The sequence below is a fragment of the Methylobacterium sp. J-088 genome (assembly GCF_022829295.1).
Taxonomy (GTDB): domain Bacteria; phylum Pseudomonadota; class Alphaproteobacteria; order Rhizobiales; family Beijerinckiaceae; genus Methylobacterium.
This window is the reverse complement of sequence record NZ_JAKSYH010000175.1, coordinates 33,460-49,359: the sequence shown is the minus strand read 5'-3', so window position 1 is coordinate 49,359 and position 15,900 is coordinate 33,460. Positions and strand designations below refer to the sequence as shown.

At 69.8% G+C, this 15,900-nt stretch carries 15 protein-coding genes; 2 read left to right on the top strand and 13 right to left on the bottom strand.

Annotation, left to right across the window (positions count from 1 at the left end; genetic code table 11):
• Nucleotides 1-71 precede the first annotated feature (71 nt).
• The 10 genes from MKK63_RS19755 to MKK63_RS19710 form a co-directional block, all read right to left on the bottom strand.
• Nucleotides 72-299: a hypothetical protein gene (locus MKK63_RS19755; RefSeq protein ID WP_244004790.1), complete on the bottom strand. Its 228-nt coding sequence runs from the start codon at nucleotides 297-299 to the stop codon at nucleotides 72-74.
• 85 nt (nucleotides 300-384) lie between these two features.
• Complete coding sequence (locus tag MKK63_RS19750) at nucleotides 385-792, bottom strand: hypothetical protein (RefSeq protein ID WP_244004788.1); 408 nt, start codon at nucleotides 790-792, stop codon at nucleotides 385-387.
• Between the two features lie 120 nt (nucleotides 793-912).
• Entirely contained in the window at nucleotides 913-1,128 is a 216-nt protein-coding gene (locus MKK63_RS19745; protein WP_244004786.1) for a hypothetical protein, read from the bottom strand.
• Nucleotides 1,129-1,193: 65 nt separating this feature from the next.
• The gene (locus MKK63_RS19740; RefSeq protein ID WP_244004784.1) at nucleotides 1,194-1,946 is read right to left on the bottom strand and encodes a hypothetical protein; all 753 of its coding nucleotides are present in this window, start codon (nucleotides 1,944-1,946) and stop codon (nucleotides 1,194-1,196) included.
• A 43-nt stretch (nucleotides 1,947-1,989) separates the two neighbouring features.
• Nucleotides 1,990-3,315: a hypothetical protein gene (locus MKK63_RS19735; RefSeq protein ID WP_244004782.1), complete on the bottom strand. Its 1,326-nt coding sequence runs from the start codon at nucleotides 3,313-3,315 to the stop codon at nucleotides 1,990-1,992.
• Nucleotides 3,316-3,327: 12 nt separating this feature from the next.
• Nucleotides 3,328-4,704 (bottom strand): peptidoglycan-binding protein, encoded by a 1,377-nt coding sequence (locus MKK63_RS19730; RefSeq protein WP_244004779.1) that lies wholly within the window; start codon nucleotides 4,702-4,704, stop codon nucleotides 3,328-3,330.
• A complete protein-coding gene (locus MKK63_RS19725; protein WP_244004777.1) occupies nucleotides 4,701-6,062 on the bottom strand; it encodes a hypothetical protein in 1,362 nt (453 codons plus the stop codon). Before MKK63_RS19725 ends, MKK63_RS19730 begins: the two co-directional genes overlap by 4 nt.
• Before the next feature lie 63 nt (nucleotides 6,063-6,125).
• Nucleotides 6,126-8,069: an AAA family ATPase gene (locus tag MKK63_RS19720; RefSeq protein WP_244004775.1), complete on the bottom strand. Its 1,944-nt coding sequence runs from the start codon at nucleotides 8,067-8,069 to the stop codon at nucleotides 6,126-6,128.
• Nucleotides 8,070-8,139: 70 nt separating this feature from the next.
• On the bottom strand, nucleotides 8,140-9,240 hold the full coding sequence (locus MKK63_RS19715) for an AAA family ATPase (RefSeq protein WP_244004773.1): 1,101 nt from the start codon (nucleotides 9,238-9,240) through the stop codon (nucleotides 8,140-8,142).
• 3 nt (nucleotides 9,241-9,243) lie between these two features.
• The gene (locus MKK63_RS19710; protein WP_244004771.1) at nucleotides 9,244-9,777 is read right to left on the bottom strand and encodes a hypothetical protein; all 534 of its coding nucleotides are present in this window, start codon (nucleotides 9,775-9,777) and stop codon (nucleotides 9,244-9,246) included.
• Between the two features lie 322 nt (nucleotides 9,778-10,099).
• Between MKK63_RS19710 and MKK63_RS19705 the strand changes: the two genes are divergently transcribed.
• Both MKK63_RS19705 and MKK63_RS19700 read left to right on the top strand, forming a co-directional pair.
• Nucleotides 10,100-10,732: a LuxR C-terminal-related transcriptional regulator gene (locus MKK63_RS19705; RefSeq protein ID WP_244004769.1), complete on the top strand. Its 633-nt coding sequence runs from the start codon at nucleotides 10,100-10,102 to the stop codon at nucleotides 10,730-10,732.
• 494 nt (nucleotides 10,733-11,226) lie between these two features.
• Nucleotides 11,227-12,630, top strand: coding sequence for a hybrid sensor histidine kinase/response regulator (locus tag MKK63_RS19700; RefSeq protein WP_244004767.1), 1,404 nt, complete (start codon nucleotides 11,227-11,229; stop codon nucleotides 12,628-12,630).
• A gap of 38 nt (nucleotides 12,631-12,668) precedes the next feature.
• Here MKK63_RS19700 and MKK63_RS19695 read toward each other — a convergent pair whose 3' ends face one another.
• The 3 genes from MKK63_RS19695 to MKK63_RS19685 form a co-directional block, all read right to left on the bottom strand.
• Nucleotides 12,669-12,914 (bottom strand): hypothetical protein, encoded by a 246-nt coding sequence (locus tag MKK63_RS19695; protein WP_244004765.1) that lies wholly within the window; start codon nucleotides 12,912-12,914, stop codon nucleotides 12,669-12,671.
• A 266-nt stretch (nucleotides 12,915-13,180) separates the two neighbouring features.
• The gene (gene glnT, locus MKK63_RS19690; RefSeq protein ID WP_244004763.1) at nucleotides 13,181-14,488 is read right to left on the bottom strand and encodes a type III glutamate--ammonia ligase; all 1,308 of its coding nucleotides are present in this window, start codon (nucleotides 14,486-14,488) and stop codon (nucleotides 13,181-13,183) included.
• Nucleotides 14,489-14,560: 72 nt separating this feature from the next.
• A complete protein-coding gene (locus MKK63_RS19685; RefSeq protein WP_244004761.1) occupies nucleotides 14,561-15,889 on the bottom strand; it encodes an FMN-binding glutamate synthase family protein in 1,329 nt (442 codons plus the stop codon).
• Nucleotides 15,890-15,900: the final 11 nt, after the last annotated feature.

The following is a 15,900-nucleotide window of genomic DNA, read 5'->3' as shown; positions in this document are numbered from 1 at the left end:
TGTCTGTCTCTTCATCGTCCGCCGGCCCGCGATGGCGCACCAACGCCTGCGCACCCGGCCAACCGGAAACATCAGCGTTCCACCGAGGCCACGAGCCAGTGCGTCAGCCAGACCGAGCCGCCCAAGATGGCGAGGCAGACGATCACGCGTAGAGCAATCAGGATGACCAGGATGCTCTTCGGAAAGTGGACGCGATCCGCGGTGATCAGCATCTGAGAACCGAAATAAAGCGTGCCGCCCGCCCCCACAGTTCCGACGACGAGTCCGATCACGGCGAGCGTCCAGAGAAAGATCCTCATGGGCGGCTCCCGAGATCGGGCAGGCGCGCGCTCGCCGGCCCGGACCGGGCGGCGGGGAACGGCTCACGCGAGCAGGCGGCCGGCATCAGAGCAGCGGCTGGGCCGAAGGCCGCGGCTGCGGTGCCGGGGTGACCGTGCGCGGGATGGGCTGAGCCGTGGACTCCGTTCCACCCGCGGACGCTGCGGCATCGGGCGTCCCCGTGGCCCGCGGCGGCGGGGCCGCGGGCACCGCCTGGCGGACGGTGTCGCGCAGGAAATCGCCGGTGCTGGCTTCCCGGGCCGCCGGCGCGCTCCGGGCCTCGTCCCGCGGACCTGCGGCCGGGCCGTCGCGGCGGACCGGCGCCCGCGTCGCCACAGGGGCCTGAGGGCGTTCGCCCTCCGGCACCCGGATCCGGAACGTGAAGGGGAGCGTCGAGCCGTCGCCGTATGTGACGGTGACCGACAGGGTGTCGAGGCCGGAAAAATCGGGCCGCGCCGTGTAGTAGAGCGACATCGCATTTTTCTTGGCGCCCTCGCAGCCATTCAGGGCGGAGATCGGGGCCCCGGTCGCATCGGTCTTGCCGGAGAGGATCCTGAACTCCCGCCGCTGCTCGACCCGGCCGCCGCGCGGAGGCTAGACGAGTTCGATCGACGCCGCCTGCGACCGGCAGCCCTCCGTCGCGAAATAATACGTGAAGCCGTTGAGGAAGATCCGCTGCCCGGGCCGCGCGGTCTTGTTCACCACCTCCGCCTGGGCCGGTAGCGCGAAGCAAAGCGCGATCAGGCCGATGCACGCGGGCAGGCGGGCCGGCGCAAGGGATCGGGCGGCGTTCGGCATGCGGTGATCCACCAGACTTCTCCTCGGCATCGTGATGCGGGCACCGGTCGGTGGGGGACCGGGCGGCCTGCGCGGTGTCAAAGTTGGGGCGTGGCCGGCGAGTGGGGGCGTGGAGCCGGGGACACGTTCCGCGGGGCCGAGGACTCGGCCGGAACCCGCGGTGCAGGCGCGTCCGAGGCGGATGCCGAAGCGTCGGCCTCCGCCTTCGGAGGCGCCGCCGCAGGCCTCGCCGGACTGGCGGGAGCGGCGCCGCGGACCGTGTCGCGGAGGAAGTCGACGGTGCTCGCCTCGCGGCTGGCCGGGGCAACTCGAACCGCCGGAGCGGCGTCCTCGCGGGGGCTTGGCCGCTGCGACACCGCCGGGGCCTGCCGGCGTTCGGCCGCCGGCACCGTGATCCGGTAGGTGTAGGTGACCTCCTCGCCGTTCGAGAAGGTCACCGCGACCGACACCGTGTCGCGGCCGGAGAAGTCGGCTCGGGCCGTGTAATACAGCGCCGTCGCGTCCTGCTCGACGGCGGAGCACGGGCCCGTCACGCGGGTGCCGTCCGTGTTGAAGTTGAGCACCATCAGCTCTTGCCGCTGATCGACACGGCCGCCGCGCGGGGGCGTGACGAGTTCGACCGCGTTCGGCGGCTCCGATGGGCAGCCTGCCCGATCGTGCTGCATGGAATAGCCATCGAGCTGGATCCGCTGCCCGGGGCGGGCGGTCCGGTCGATGGTTTTCGCAAGCGCCGGCCCGGCGAGACAGAGCACGAGGAGCCCCAGGAGCCCGGCCCACGCCCAGAGGGCGGACCGGTCGGCGGGGGAAGGTCTCACCATATCGGGTGCCATCGATGATCTCCTCGGCTTCGACAGGGGATCGGCAGCGGAGCGCTCACTTCGGCGGCTTCTGCTCCAGGACCGGCCGGTTGCCATCCGTGCGGAAGCGGACGGCATAGGTGCTGTTCGCCGACTGGGCGCTGCAGGTGATGACCACGGGGCCGCCCATCGGGTCGGGCATCTCGCAGGTGCCCTTGACCTTGATCGTGTGGGACTGCTTGCCCTCGGCGAGCAGGAGCCCGTCGATGGGCTGGTGCAGGGCGCCGCCTTCGACCCAACCCTTCGCCGAAGCCAGGAACGCCATGGCCCGGTCGTCGGTGGTGCCGAAGATGAACCCGGCCTTCGGGCTCCCGGCCTCGGAGGTGTTCTCCGCGGCCGGGGCGCAGACGGCGGTCGCGTCCTCGCCGTCGATCATCAGGGATTCGCAGCGACCCTTGAAGGACAGCTTCAGGAACGTGCCGGGCGGCGGATCTCGCGATTCAGCCGTGTCGCGGGGCGGCGGAGGCGGTGTGGAGACGGCCGGATCCGGCTCCCTCGGCTGGGTGCCACGATCCTGCGCCGGCTGAGCGCCGCCGTCGCGCCGGGCCCAGGCGCCGCGGTTCTGGCCCGGCTGCCAGACGCACAGCCGGGCGTCGACGTTCTGCCAGCAGGGACCGTCCGGCGCCATCGCGCCGAGGGATTCGCCGGCGCGCAGGGCGCCGGAGCGCGCGTTCCAGTAGCCGGTGGCCCGCAGCGGGTTCTGGGGCTCGCGGACCAGCTGCGCCAGGATGTCGAGCTTGCCACCGATATAGGACCGGATCTCGAAGCCGCGCGTACCATCCTGCCCAGACTCGGGCCGGAACTGGCAGGCCCCGTCGAGCCGGCTCTCGCCCCCGACCTCAAGGAGGCAGTCGGCCAAGCGCGGCCCGGTCAATCCGGCCGCTGCCCCGGGCCCGTCGAAGCCAGGGCGCCCCTCGCCGAGCTTCCAGGCGCAGACCCGGCTGCGGGAGCCGGTCCAGCAGGCCCCATTCGACGTGACCACGTCGGTGGGGCCGTCCTCGGGCTTGCCGCCGGCCTCCCGGCTCCAGGTCGCGGTGCCACGGCCGGGGGACGAGATGGTGACGATCGCCCCGTAGCGGATGTAGCCGTTCTCGTAGGTGGCGAGGCGGAACCCGCCCACCCCGTAGGCGGAGGCATCGGTCAGGAACTCGCAGGCGCCGTTGATCAGAGTCCTGCCGCCGGCCTCGACGAGGCAATCGGCCTTGCGGACTTTGATCTGCGCCCAAGCGGCGCCGGGCAGGAGAAGGCCAGCCACCAGGGCCGCCGCCAGAACGGCGAGCCCGCGGGCGAGGCCACCCCCTGCCGGAAACCACGCGCGATCCGGATGTCGACCGGGAGCCATGCCCGTCATCTCCTATGGGTTGCCGAGGAGGCGGCGGGCCGCCTGGATGGTGCGGTCATTGCGCTGGTCGACGATGCGGCCCTGGTAGAGACTCCGCTCGGCCAGCCGCTCCTGCAGGGCGGCCCAGAAGCCGTCGCCCCATTTGTCCTGTTCGAGATTCTGCATGATCTCGGTGGACTTGAGTTCGAGGGCCCGGATCGTCATGTCGGCCGCCTTCGCGGCGTCTCGCGACAGGCCGGCGCCGCCGATGTCGTACAGGAAAGCCGCAGAGACCGCCGCGGGAGCGAGAGATCGCTCGGTCACGAGACGTTCGAGATACCGGCTCGCCAGGGGCCCGTCGGGCGGGGTGACCCGCTGCTCCTTGTTGGCCGGGGACAAGTGCATCGTGGCGTAGAAATACTGCGCGACCGAGACCCCGCTCTCAGCCAGGCTCCTGAGCTTGGCCGCGTCGGCGGCGTTGGAGACCGCGCTCTTGGACAGCGCGATGAGTTCATCGACGCTCGGCTGCACGGCCGGGGGCGGATTCGCCGGCTTGGCGGCGCCGGATTTCCCGCCATAGGGGTTCGGCTGCGAACCGCCGGCGTTGCCGGCCAGCGCCTGCACGGCTGCCCGCGTCTGCGGGCTCGCCGTCCCGTCGACCGGGCCGGTGTAGAAGCCGCGCCGGGCGAGATTGCGTTGGATCGCCGCCAGGAGGTCCGGCGGCTGCCGGCCGAGATCGTCCGCGAAATTGCCGACCACGAACGTCTGCTTGGCGGCCACCGCGCCCAGGTAGATGTCGGCGGCCTTCTGCGGATCGCGCGGCACGCCGCTCTCGGCGTTGAGGAAGCAGTTCGCCAGCCGGTAACGCGCCAGCCAGGATCCGCCGAGATATTGGGTCCGGATCGCCTCCGGGTTGTCGTTGAAGGCCAGCCCGTAGCGGCAGCCGCGCTTCAAATCGTAGGCGCCGCCCTTCGGATCGAGCAGGATCTCGACCATGCCCCGCTGGGCCAGCGGATACCCGATATCGGCGGGCTTCTGATAATAGGCCAGGGCCTTCGGAGGGTCCGGCCTGACCGGGTTCTTCGGGAAGAACGGGCCCCATTCGGGATCGTAGAGATAGCCCATGGCCGCGCGGGCGTAGAGGTCGCCGCCCTCGGCGGCATTCTTCAGCCTCTCGAAGGCGGCCTTGTCGCCCTCCTGGCCGATCTTGTGGGCCAGATCGTAGTAGAGCTTCTCGTTCTCCTTGTTGTCGGCCGGCTTGCCCCATTCGTCCGTCGGCTTCAGCAGCGCCAGGGCGAGGCCGGCCAGGAGCGCGACCACGGCCTGGGGCAGGACCAGCCAGGCCAGGCGGTAGCGCGCATCCGCGTACCAGAGCGTCCCGTGCGCCCTGCCTCGATCGGTGGCGGTCATGACTTGGCCTTGATGTAGGTGCGCAAAGCCGTGATGACGGCGGCGTTGCGCTTGTTCTCGACGGGAAGCTTGTAAAAGCCGCAGGCTGTCAGCTCGGCCTGCAGGGCGCCCCAGAACGGGCCACTCCAGCTGCCCGCCTCCTCGAACAGGAGCCAGATTTCGCTCTGGCTGTCCTTGAGGTCGAGGCTGCGCAGCGCTAGGACGGCGGCCTTCCGGGGATCCTTGGCGACGTTGCCCCAGCCCGCGTCGTAGATCACCGCGGCCTCGCCTGCCGCCATGCCGTTGCCCGCCGCGGCGGCGCGCTCGTAATAGGCGACGGCGACCTGCGTGTCGGGTGCGAACACCGCGCCCTTGTTGAAGACCGGGTTGAACAGGCGCGCGTAGGCGGTGAGCGCGTCCGCGTCCCCGCCATCGGCCCGACTCTCGAGTTCGGCCATTTTCCCACGGTCGCCGGCCTGGGCCGCCGCCTGGAGAGCCCTCACCTCCGGTTCCGGACCCTTGGGCTCTATCCGCCGCAGCTCGGGCCGCGGGGCCGCGACCGTGTTGGTGATCCCCGCCTCGACCTGGAGGGCGGTGACGATGCCCGGATTGGCACGCCCGTCCACGGGGCCGATGTAGCGCCCTTGCTTGGCCAGGCTCTGCTGGAGGCCCGACACCAGGGCGGGGTTCTGCTGGCCCAGATTGTTGACGAAAGCGTCGATGGTCGGCGGGTGTCTGCGCCACAGCACCGCCGTCACCAATCCCCCCGCCCGGACCGGATCCTGCGGCAGGCCGCTGCCGGGCTCGACGTAGCAGGTGGCGAGCTTGACCGTGAGCCGCTCCTCGCCGGTGATCGTGCGCTGCAGTGTCTCCGGGTCCTCGATCCAGGTCTGGGCGAGGCGGCAGCCGCGCCGGAGGTCGCGGTTCGGGTTGGCCGGATCGAGCAGCACGTCGGCGAGGCGCGAGACCGCCGTGAGGTCACCGACGGCGGCGCCCGGGCCGTAGAGGGCGGTCGCCCGGGCGAAATTGTCGGGCACCGTCTTCCTGGGGAAGTAGGCGGCGGTCAGCGGGTCGTAGAGCGTCCCGAGCTTGATCGCGGCGTCGATCTGGCCCCGCGTCGCCGCGGCGGTGAGTTCGTCGAACGCCTTGCGGTCACCGTCCTTGCCGGCCCGGTCGCGCAGGGCGCTCAGCTCGGCGACCCGCGCCTTCGAGGCGGTGGCCGGCTGGCCCCATCCGCCCTGTGCGGCGAGCGCGAGACACAGGCCCGCCGCCGCGCAGGTCGCGGCCTGCGGCAGGAGAAGCCATGCCAGCCGGTAGCGGGCCTCGCCGTACCAGAGGGCCGCGTGCGCGCGCAGCCAGTCCTCGCCGCGGGGGCTCATGGCCGCGACGGACTCCGCTTCGCACCGTTCATCGCGTCGTCACGCATGCGCTCATGCCGCCGCTCATGCCGCGGGCGCGGCGGCGCGGAGGGCCCGCTCGAAATCCACCAGTTCGAACTGGCCGTGATCGCCCAGGGGATCACCCGAGAGCCGGATCGCCTGGGCCTCGCGCAGCCGTTCGAGGAGGGTGCGCATCTCGCGGGCGTTGGACCAGTCGTGCCGCTGGGCGCGCTGCTCGATCCACGGGATCAGCAGGGTCTCGAAGCGCGGCGGCAGCCGGAACGCTTGCCGCCCTGCCATCAGGCGCAGGATCTCGACGAGGTCGTAGGGGTCGTAGGCCGGGAACGCGACCGTCTTGGTGAAGCGGCCGGCCAGACCCGGGTTCGTGTCGATGAACCGGGCCATGTCCTGCGTGTAGCCGGCCACGATCACGACGATCCGGTCGCGGTTGTCCTCCATGAACTTCAGGAGCGTATCGATCGCCTCCTTGCCGAAATCGCTGCCGCCCCCGCCATCGGCCGCCAGCGTGTAGGCCTCGTCGATGAACAGGATGCCGTCGACCGCCTCCCGGCACGTCTCCAGGGTCTTGGTCGCGGTCTGGCCGACATAGCCCGCCACCAGCCCGGCCCGGTCGACCTCGACCACGTGGCCCTTCCGCAGGACGCCGAGCGCCTTGAAGATGTCGCCCATGATGCGGGCCACCTCGGTCTTGCCGACGCCGGGCGGGCCGGTGAACACCATGTGCTGGCTCACCGCGCCGACCTCGATGCCCTCCGCGCGCCGCTTGGCGTCCACCAGGACCCGGGCCACGACGGCCTTGACCTGCTCCTTGACCGGGGCAAGCCCGATCATCGCTTCGAGGCGGGCGATGACCTTGCGCGCCCCGTCGATATCCACCGCCCCGGCGGCCTGCCGCCCCACCGCCGTCGCGATGTCGGACGCTTCGAGCCGGTTGATGTCGCCGCCGGGATTGGCGGCGATCCGCATCGCCTGGGCCTGACGGGCCTTCTCCAGCACCGTGCGCATCTCGCGGGCATTGGCCCAGTCCTCGGCCCGGGACCGGGCGCTGACGTAGGGCAGGAGATCCCGCTCGAATCCCTCCGGCAGGACGAAGCCCTGGGCCGCCGCCATGCGCTTCAGGATCTCGGCCAGTTCCGGCGGGCTGTAGGGCGGAAACGCGATCGTCTTGGTGAAGCGGCTGGCGAGGCCCGGATTCGTATCGATGAACCGGCGCATGTCGTTGGTGTAGCCGGCCACGATCACGATGATCCGGTCGCGGTTGTCCTCCATGAACTTCAGCAGCGTATCGATCGCCTCCTTGCCGAAGTCGCTCCCGCTCCCGCCGCCGGGCGCCAGCGCGTAGGCCTCGTCGATGAACAGGATGCCGTCGAGCGCCTCCTTGCAGCGCTCCAGGGTCTTGATCGCGGTCTGGCCGGCATAGCCCGCCACCAGCCCGGCCCGATCGACCTCCACGAGGTGGCCCTTGCGCAGCACCTTCAGCGCCTTGAAGACGCTGCCGAGGATCCGCGCCACCTCGGTCTTGCCGGCGCCGGGGGGCCCGGTGAACACCATGTGCTGGCTCATGGCGGCGACCGGCAGGTTCTGGGCGCGGCGCTGCTGCTCGACCTGCATCCGGGCGATGACGCCCTTCACCTCCAGCTTCACCGGGTCGAGGTCGACCATGCCCTCCAGGTTCGCCAGGGCGGTGGCGAGGAGATCCTTCTTCTGCGCCGCCGCGCCGTCGTCCGCGAACCGGATCGGGCGGATCTTCCGGCTGGCCCGGGCCCGCTCCTGGGTGCGCCGGGTGTCCTCGATCCGCGCCGGGATGTAGCTGCCCGCCAAGAGGCCGCCGACGAGGCCGCCGAGGATCAGGCCGTTGTGCAGCAGCGCGGCGGGCGTCGCGGTCAGCGGATCGAGCACCTCCGGCCGCAGGGCGATCAACAATCCGACCGCGACCAGCACGATGGTCAGGAAGACGGCGGCCGGATGTTTGTCGAGGCGTTCCATCACAGTGACAAACCTTGGGCGGTGACGAACCTTGGTGCGGGGCGGCCGGGCGGCGTTGCTCGGGCCGCCGTCAGGCGTCCTCGCCGGTGGCGCGCAGCAGATCGGCGATCTCGAGGCGGCGCAGGTCGCCGCCTTGCAGGACGACCCGGCCGGCCTGCGCCTCGCGGGCCTTCTCCAGGAGGGTCCGCATCTCGCGGGCGTTGGACCAGTCCTCGGCCCGGGACCGCTGGGCGAGCCAAGGGGTGAGCGCCGCCTCGAACCCCTCGGGGAGGGTGAAGTGCTGGCGGGCCGCCATGCGCTTCAGGATCTCGCAGAGGTCCTTGGGGCTGTAGGGCGGAAACGCGATCGTCTTGGTGAAGCGGCCGGCGAGACCGGGATTCGTGTCGATGAACCGGCGCATGTCGTTGGTGTAGCCGGCCACGATCACGATGATCCGGTCGCGGTTGTCCTCCATGAACTTCAGCAGCGTATCGATCGCCTCCTTGCCGAAGTCGCTCCCGCTCCCGCCGCCCGAGGCCAGCGTGTAGGCCTCGTCGATGAACAGCACCCCGTCCAAAGCCTCCCGGCACTTCTCCAGCGTCTTGGCCGCGGTCTGGCCGACATAGCCCGCCACCAGGGCCGCCCGGTCGACCTCCACGAGGTGGCCCTTGCGCAGCACTTCGAGCGACCGGAAGATCTCGCCGATCGCCCGGGCGACCTCGGTCTTGCCGACGCCGGGCGGGCCGGTGAACACCATGTGCTGGCTGATCGCGGACACCGGCAGGCCCTCCGCGCGCCGCCGCTGCTCCAGTTCGAGCCGTGCGATTAGGGCGTTGACCTCGCGCTTGACCGGCGCGAGCCCGACCATGGCTTCCAGCGTGGCGATCACATCGTCGGGCGCCCGCGCCTCCACGACGCGCCGCGGCGCGAGCATCAGGCGCGGCAGGCCGAGGAGGCCGCTCGCCGGCTGTCCGAGCGCGGCCTCCGCCTTCCGTGCCGCCGTCGCGGTCGCAGCCAGGCCCAAAGCCGCCAGCAGGGCGATGGCGATCCCGATGCCGGCTCGCCAGCGCGTCTCCGGGCCGACCGCGTTCCACCAGGCTACGGGACCGTAATCGGTGCTCAGTAGCAGCGGCGTCAGGACCGCGACCACGAGCCCCGAGATCACGACCGGAACGAAGGCGGATTTCGACATCCCTCAGCTTCCGCAGGGCTTGCTGGTGTCCCAGATCACCGGAATCCGCACGACGCCGGCTACCTGATCCATCTTGAGGCCGGGTCTCAGCTGGACGAACACGTCCTTCGCGGAGCCTTCGAGGACGATCTCGCCCTTGCCGGTCTCGTAGGGGGCGGGGAACGGGACCGCGATATCGATCGGCGTGTCGGCGACGTTGAAGGCTGGCGACAGGTAATTCCCCGCCCGGATGCGCACCACGCCGCCGCCCTGGCTCGTCGTCTTCGACAGCCGCATGCTGGCGAGCGGCGCCGTGCAGGCCTTGGCCTCGGCCACGACCTTGTCCTTCTCCTCGGGCGCCAGGGTGTCGGCGGCCTTCTCGATCTCGGCTTTCTTGACCAGGCTTAAGGCCGGCCGGTCCACGGTCCCGACCTTCTCATGACCGCCGAGGAGCAGGACGCCCGCGACGACCGCAGCCGCTACCACGCCGCCCCCGATCGCCAGGACGCTCGGCGACGGCCCGGGCTTCGCCTGCCCCGGAGCGGGCGGAGCCGACACGCGTTCGGCGGACTTTCCTTCAGATTGTACCTGGTGGTCCATGTTCGACATCCGCCAGACCCTGAACGTTGATCAAAGAACGCGCGTGATGAATTTGCGATTATTGCGTCTCTAATTTTGTATTAAAACTTGGAATGAATCCAAGAAACACCGTATCTTCTCGCCTGTCCAACACAGGCAACGTTTAGGCAGCCGCCAAAAACCGGTCTACTAGTGCACATGACCTATATCGTTCGGCTTGACCTGGGGGGTGTCTTGCTTGGCAGTAGGAGTTCGGCCGTCCGCAAGGCGGCCTGATTCCGAGGCGGCGAACGGGAGCGGAATGGCGGGCCGGGCGGGAGACACGATCATCGTCGCCGATGATCATCCTCTGTTCCGCGCGGGCATCCGGCTCATCGCCGAGCGACTTTACACGCAGGCCCGCGTGCTGGAGGCGGCCACGATAGACGAAGTCCTGGCGCTGTCGCGCACCGGCCCCTCGCCGCACGCCTTCTTCCTCGACCTGCTGTTTCCCGGCCTCGATCCCCAGCATTCCATCGGCGCGTTGCGCGCCGAGTTCCGGAAGGCGTCGATCGTCGTCGTCTCGATGGCCGAGGACGAGGCCTCGATCCGGGCCGTGATGGAAGCGGGTGCGGACGGGTTCATCGGCAAGTCGCTGCCCGCGCAGGAGATCGGCGAAGCGATCGCGGCGATCCGCGACGGGGCATTCATGGTCAGGCGCGGCCCCAGCGCGGGCTTCGCCCCGGCGCGCGGCGTCCTGCCGTCCCTGACGCAGCGCCAGCGCGATGTCCTGCGCCTCCTCGTCCTGGGATGCACGAACAAGGAGATCGCCCGAGAGCTGGACATTTCCCCCTTCACGGTCCGTATCCACGTCTCGGCGCTGCTACGGGCCCTCGACGTGAGCTCCCGCTCGGCCGCCGCCGCGAAGGCGGCGACCGCCGGGATTGCCGGTTGATCGGGCCGCTGCGGGGGCATCGGATCGCAGCGCTCGGCTTGATGATTCGGCCCGGCTAGCGGCGGGGACCGCTGACGGCAGCGGACCGGGTCCCCCGCGTGAGGCCGACGGAACGAAGGGACAAAGGCCGTAGGACAAGGGCCTTGGGACAAGGGCCCTGGGACAAGCCTGTCCAGGATCATCGCCAGAACGTCGGGTCTCATCCCGATCATCGACACGGAAAACGCGACGCCCGTCACTTGAGAATCTCGATGTCTCCTCCGCGGCACAAGCAGGACGAACCCTTCGATACGGAGAAAGCGCAGGCCGTCATCCGTATCGTCATCATCAGCAGCACCATCGTCTATTATCTTCTGTTAAAAATTATCGATGTCATCCCACCGGAGGGATATCTGATTCCATATATCATGTTTTCTAGTCTATTTTTGTCGTTTTTTTACTACTATTGGATCAAACGGCGACCCGGTAAGATCATCCTGCGGCGCATCATCACGATGAGCAACGACATGGGCGCGATGACCTGGGCCATGGCGGCGGGCGGCGCGCCGATGCTGCCGGTCTACGCCATCCTGATGTGGGTCACCGTGGGAAACAGCCTGCGCTTCGGGACGACCTACCTGAAGATCACGACCATGGGGGCGCTTGCGTCGATCGCCGTGACGGCCACGTTCAACGCGTATTGGCGGGACAATCCGTTCCTGGTGCTGACGCTGGCCTGCACCACGATCCTCGTACCGGCCTACATACACTCGCTGTTGCAGCGCCTGCAGACCGCCTACGTCCGCGAGCAGGAGGCGAACCTGTCCAAGTCCCGGTTCCTGGCGCAGGCGAGCCACGATCTGCGCCAGCCGATCCACGCGATCAGCCTGTTCACCGCGTGCCTGCGGAGCGCCAAGCTGGGTCCGGAGGAGTTGGGCATGGTCGAGAACATCGACCGGTCGCTGCAGAGCGTCTCGCGCCTGTTCAAGTCGCTCCTGGACATCTCGACCCTCGACAGCGGCAAGGTGGAGCCCCGGTTCGAGCCGGTCGCGATCAGCGACATCATCGAGGATGTCCGGCGGCAGAACGCCGAGGCCGCGCAGCGCGACGGGACGGCGCTGCGCGTCCGCGCCTGCGCGGCGATCGTGAGCGCCGATCGGGCGCTGCTGACCACGATGGTGCAGAACATCGTCAACAACGCGATCAAATACGCGCCCGGCCGGCCGATCGTGATCGCCTGCAGGCGGCGGGGCGATCGCCTCGCCATCCAGGTCTACGATCGCGGTCCCGGCATCCCGGAGGCGGATCAGGCGAAGGTCTTCGACGAGTTCTACCGGGTCCGTCGCCGCGGCGACAAAGATATCGAAGGGGTCGGCCTCGGCCTGCCGATCGTCCGGCGCCTCGGTACGATGCTGGGCCTGCAGGTGATGCTGCGCTCCGTGCCGGGACGGGGGACCTGCGTGAGCATCGGCAACCTCCCGATCGTCCAAGCGCAGGCGCTCTCAGCCCCGCCGCGCGCGCTCGATCCGTCGCCGACGCTCGGCGGATTGCGGGTGCTGCTGGTCGAGGATGACGAGGCCGTGCTGCGGGCCACGGCCAGCCTGCTGCAGACCTGGGGCTGCCAGGTTCAGGCTGAACCCGCGATCCCCGGGACCGTCTCCGAGATCGACCTGCTCGTCACCGACTTCGAACTCGGCAGCGGCGTCACGGGAACGGATTGCATCGCGGCGGTCCGCCGCCTCGCGGGACAGGCGCTGCCGGCCGTGGTGATGACCGGCCACGACGAGGCGCGCGTGCGCGTGGACCTGGGCACGATGGACGTCCCGATCCTGTCGAAGCCAATCCGGCCGGCGGAACTGCGCTCCGTCCTCGTCGCCGCGCGGATCGGGATGCGCACCCGGCCGGCGCCGGCCGGGTGACGGTGCAGGAACGGGCCCTCCGCAGGCCGTGCGGCACCTTATTTCCGCTCGTCGGAGCGGTTCGATCGTGCGGCGGCCTCCCGATGATCCACCATGGCCTTCAGCAGCTCGGCCTGCGTGAGGCCTTGCTCGGCCGCGATCTGGTTCACGCTCCGAAGCGCCCGCTGGGCCGGAGAGCGGTCCGTCACCGGCAGCTTGGCGAAAGCCCCGTTGAGGCGCTCGGCCGCGATGGCCCCGATGACGAGCCCGCCGGCACCGGCTGCAAGCCGAATGCCGATCGTCATGGTCTCCATATCAGGTTCCGGGCCGATCGACGGCATGAAACCCTACGCCCGACGCACAACGGATGAGTTTCCGCCGACGCGTGGCTGGCGGCGTGCAACGCCATTCCTTTAAACCGACCGCATCTGAGCGTCGATACTTCACCTGTACTAGAGACGCACCTGATCGCGTTGCAATCATGCGCAGCTCTCAGCGCTTGTTGTGACGCGCACTCTTGCGCCGAGCCGGTCTCAACTTCGTCGGAGAGCGCTCTCAGATCGACTTTGGATCACACGTCGAGCGTGGTTTCCCGCTCCCAGGCCGTGAAATGGGCGCAGTAGCTGTTCCACTCGCCCTGTTTCAGCTTGAGGTAGGCGGACGAGAAGGCGCTCCCCAGATTCGTCCGCAACGCCGCGTCGGCCTCGAAGGCGCGTAGGGCGTCCAGCAGGTTGAGCGGCAGGCACGGGGCGTCGGCGACCGTGTGGCCGTCCCGGTACATGTCGATGTCGCTGTGCGGCCCGGGATCGGCGGCGTTCGCCAGCCCGTCGAGGCCCGCCGCCAGGATCGCCGCCTGGAGCAGGTAGGGGTTGGCCGCGCCGTCGGGCAGCCGCAGCTCGAACCGGCCCGGCCCGGGCACCCGCACCATGTGGGTGCGGTTGTTGCCCGTCCAGGTCACGGCGTTCGGCGCCCAGGTCGCCCCGGAGATCGTGCGCGGCGCGTTGATGCGCTTGTAGGAATTGACCGTCGGGTTGGTGATCGCGGCGAGCGCGGGCGCGTGCCGCATGATCCCGCCCAGGAAATGCCGGCCCCGGCTCGACAGGCCGAACGGCATCTCGGGATCCGCGAAGACGTTCTCGGTTCCGGCCGCGTTCCACACCGAGACGTGGCAGTGGCAGCCGTTGCCGGTCAGCCCCGGGAACGGCTTCGGCATGAAGGTCGCCCGCAGGCCGTGCCGCTCGGCGACCGACCGGACCATGAACTTGAAGAAGGCGTGCTTGTCGGCGGTGGCCAGCGTGTCGTCGTATTCCCAGTTCATCTCGAACTGGCCGTTCGCGTCCTCGTGGTCGTTCTGGTAGGGCTTCCAGCCGAGCGCCAGCATGTGGTCGCAGATCTCGGCAATCACGTCGTAGCGGCGCATCAGCGCCTGCTGGTCGTAGCAGGATTTTTCCGCCCGGTCGTGATGATCGGAGATCGCCGCCCCGTCCGGCGCGAGCAGGAAGAACTCCGCCTCGACGCCGGTCTTGACCCGCAAGCCCTCGGCGGCGGCCCGCGCCACGAGCCGCTTCAGCACCACCCGGGGCGCCTGATCGACGGGGGCGTCCGCCATGGTGCAGTCGGCCGCCACCCAGGCGACGTCCGGCTTCCAGGGCAGGCGGATCACCGAGGCGGCGTCCGGCATCGCGAACAGGTCGGGATGGGCCGGGGTCAGGTCGAGCCAGGTGGCGAAGCCGGCAAAGCCCGCCCCGTCGCGCTGCATGGCGCCGATCGCCTGTGCGGGCACCAGCTTGGCGCGCTGGCAGCCGAACAGGTCCGTGTAGGAGATCATGAAGTACCGCACGCCGTGCTCGGCGGCGTAGGCGGAAAGGTCGGTCGTCACGGCAGCCCCCTGAGCGCGGATCGGTTGGGGACCGGCCGCGCCCGAACCGGCGCGACCGGCGGGGTTGAAGGCCTAGAAGCCCGCTTTGCCCGGGTACCAGTCGGTCCCGGCCAGCGGCACGCGGGCCATGGCGGCGGCCTCCAGGGTCAGCGCCACGAGGTCCTCGGGCTCCAGATTGTGCAGGTGGTTGTGGCCGCAGGCGCGCGCGATCGTCTGCGCCTCCAGGGTCATCACCTTCAGGTAGTTGGCGAGCTTCCGGCCGGCGCGCACCGGGTCGAGGCGAGCCGCCAGTTCGGGATCCTGCGTGGTGATGCCCGCGGGGTCGCGGCCCTCGTGCCAGTCGTCGTAGGCGCCCGCGGTGGAGCCGAGCTTGCGGTACTCCTCCTCGTAGGCCGGGTCGTTGTCGCCGATGGCGACGAGCGCCGCGGTGCCGATCGAGACCGCATCGGCCCCCAGCGCGATGGCCTTGGCGACGTCGGCGCCCGAGCGGATGCCGCCGGAGATCACAAGCTGCACGCTCCGGTGCAGGCCGAGATCCTGCAGCGCCTGCACGGCGGGGCGGATGCAGGCGAGCGTCGGCTGGCCGACATGCTCGATGAAGACGTCCTGGGTCGCCGCCGTGCCGCCCTGCATGCCGTCGAGCACGACGACGTCGGCCCCGGCCTTCGCGGCGAGGGCGGTGTCATAGTACGGCCGCGCGCCCCCGACCTTCACGTAGATCGGCTTCTCCCAGTCGGTAATCTCGCGCAATTCGCCGATCTTGATCTCAAGGTCGTCCGGGCCGGTCCAGTCCGGGTGGCGGCAGGCGGAGCGCTGGTCGATGCCCTTGGGCAGATCGCGCATGGCGGCGACCCGGTCGGAGATCTTCTGGCCGAGCAGCATGCCGCCGCCGCCGGGCTTGGCACCCTGGCCGACCACCACCTCGATGGCATCGGCGCGCCGGAGATCGCGCGGGTTCATGCCATAGCGGGAGGGCAGGTACTGGTAGACGAGGATCTCGGAATGGCCGCGCTCCTCGTCGGTCATGCCGCCGTCGCCGGTGGTGGTGGAGGTGCCGGCCAGGCTCGCGCCGCGGCCGAGCGCCTCCTTGGCGTTGGCGGACAGGGATCCGAAGCTCATGCCGGCGATGGTGATCGGGATCTTCAACGCGATCGGCGTCTTCGCAAAGCGTGTGCCGAGGGTGACGCCGGTCCCGCAGGTCTCCCGGTAGCCCTCCAGCGGATAGCGGGACATCGAGGCGCCGAGGAACAGCAGGTCGTCGAGATGCGGGAGCTTGCGCTTCGTGCCGCCGCCGCGGATGTCGTAGATGCCGGTGGCCGCGGCCCGGCGGATCTCCGCCAGGGTGTGGTCGTCGAAGGTCGCCGATTTGCGCGGCGGCATCGGCGGGTTCTGGTAGGTCATGCCCAATCTCC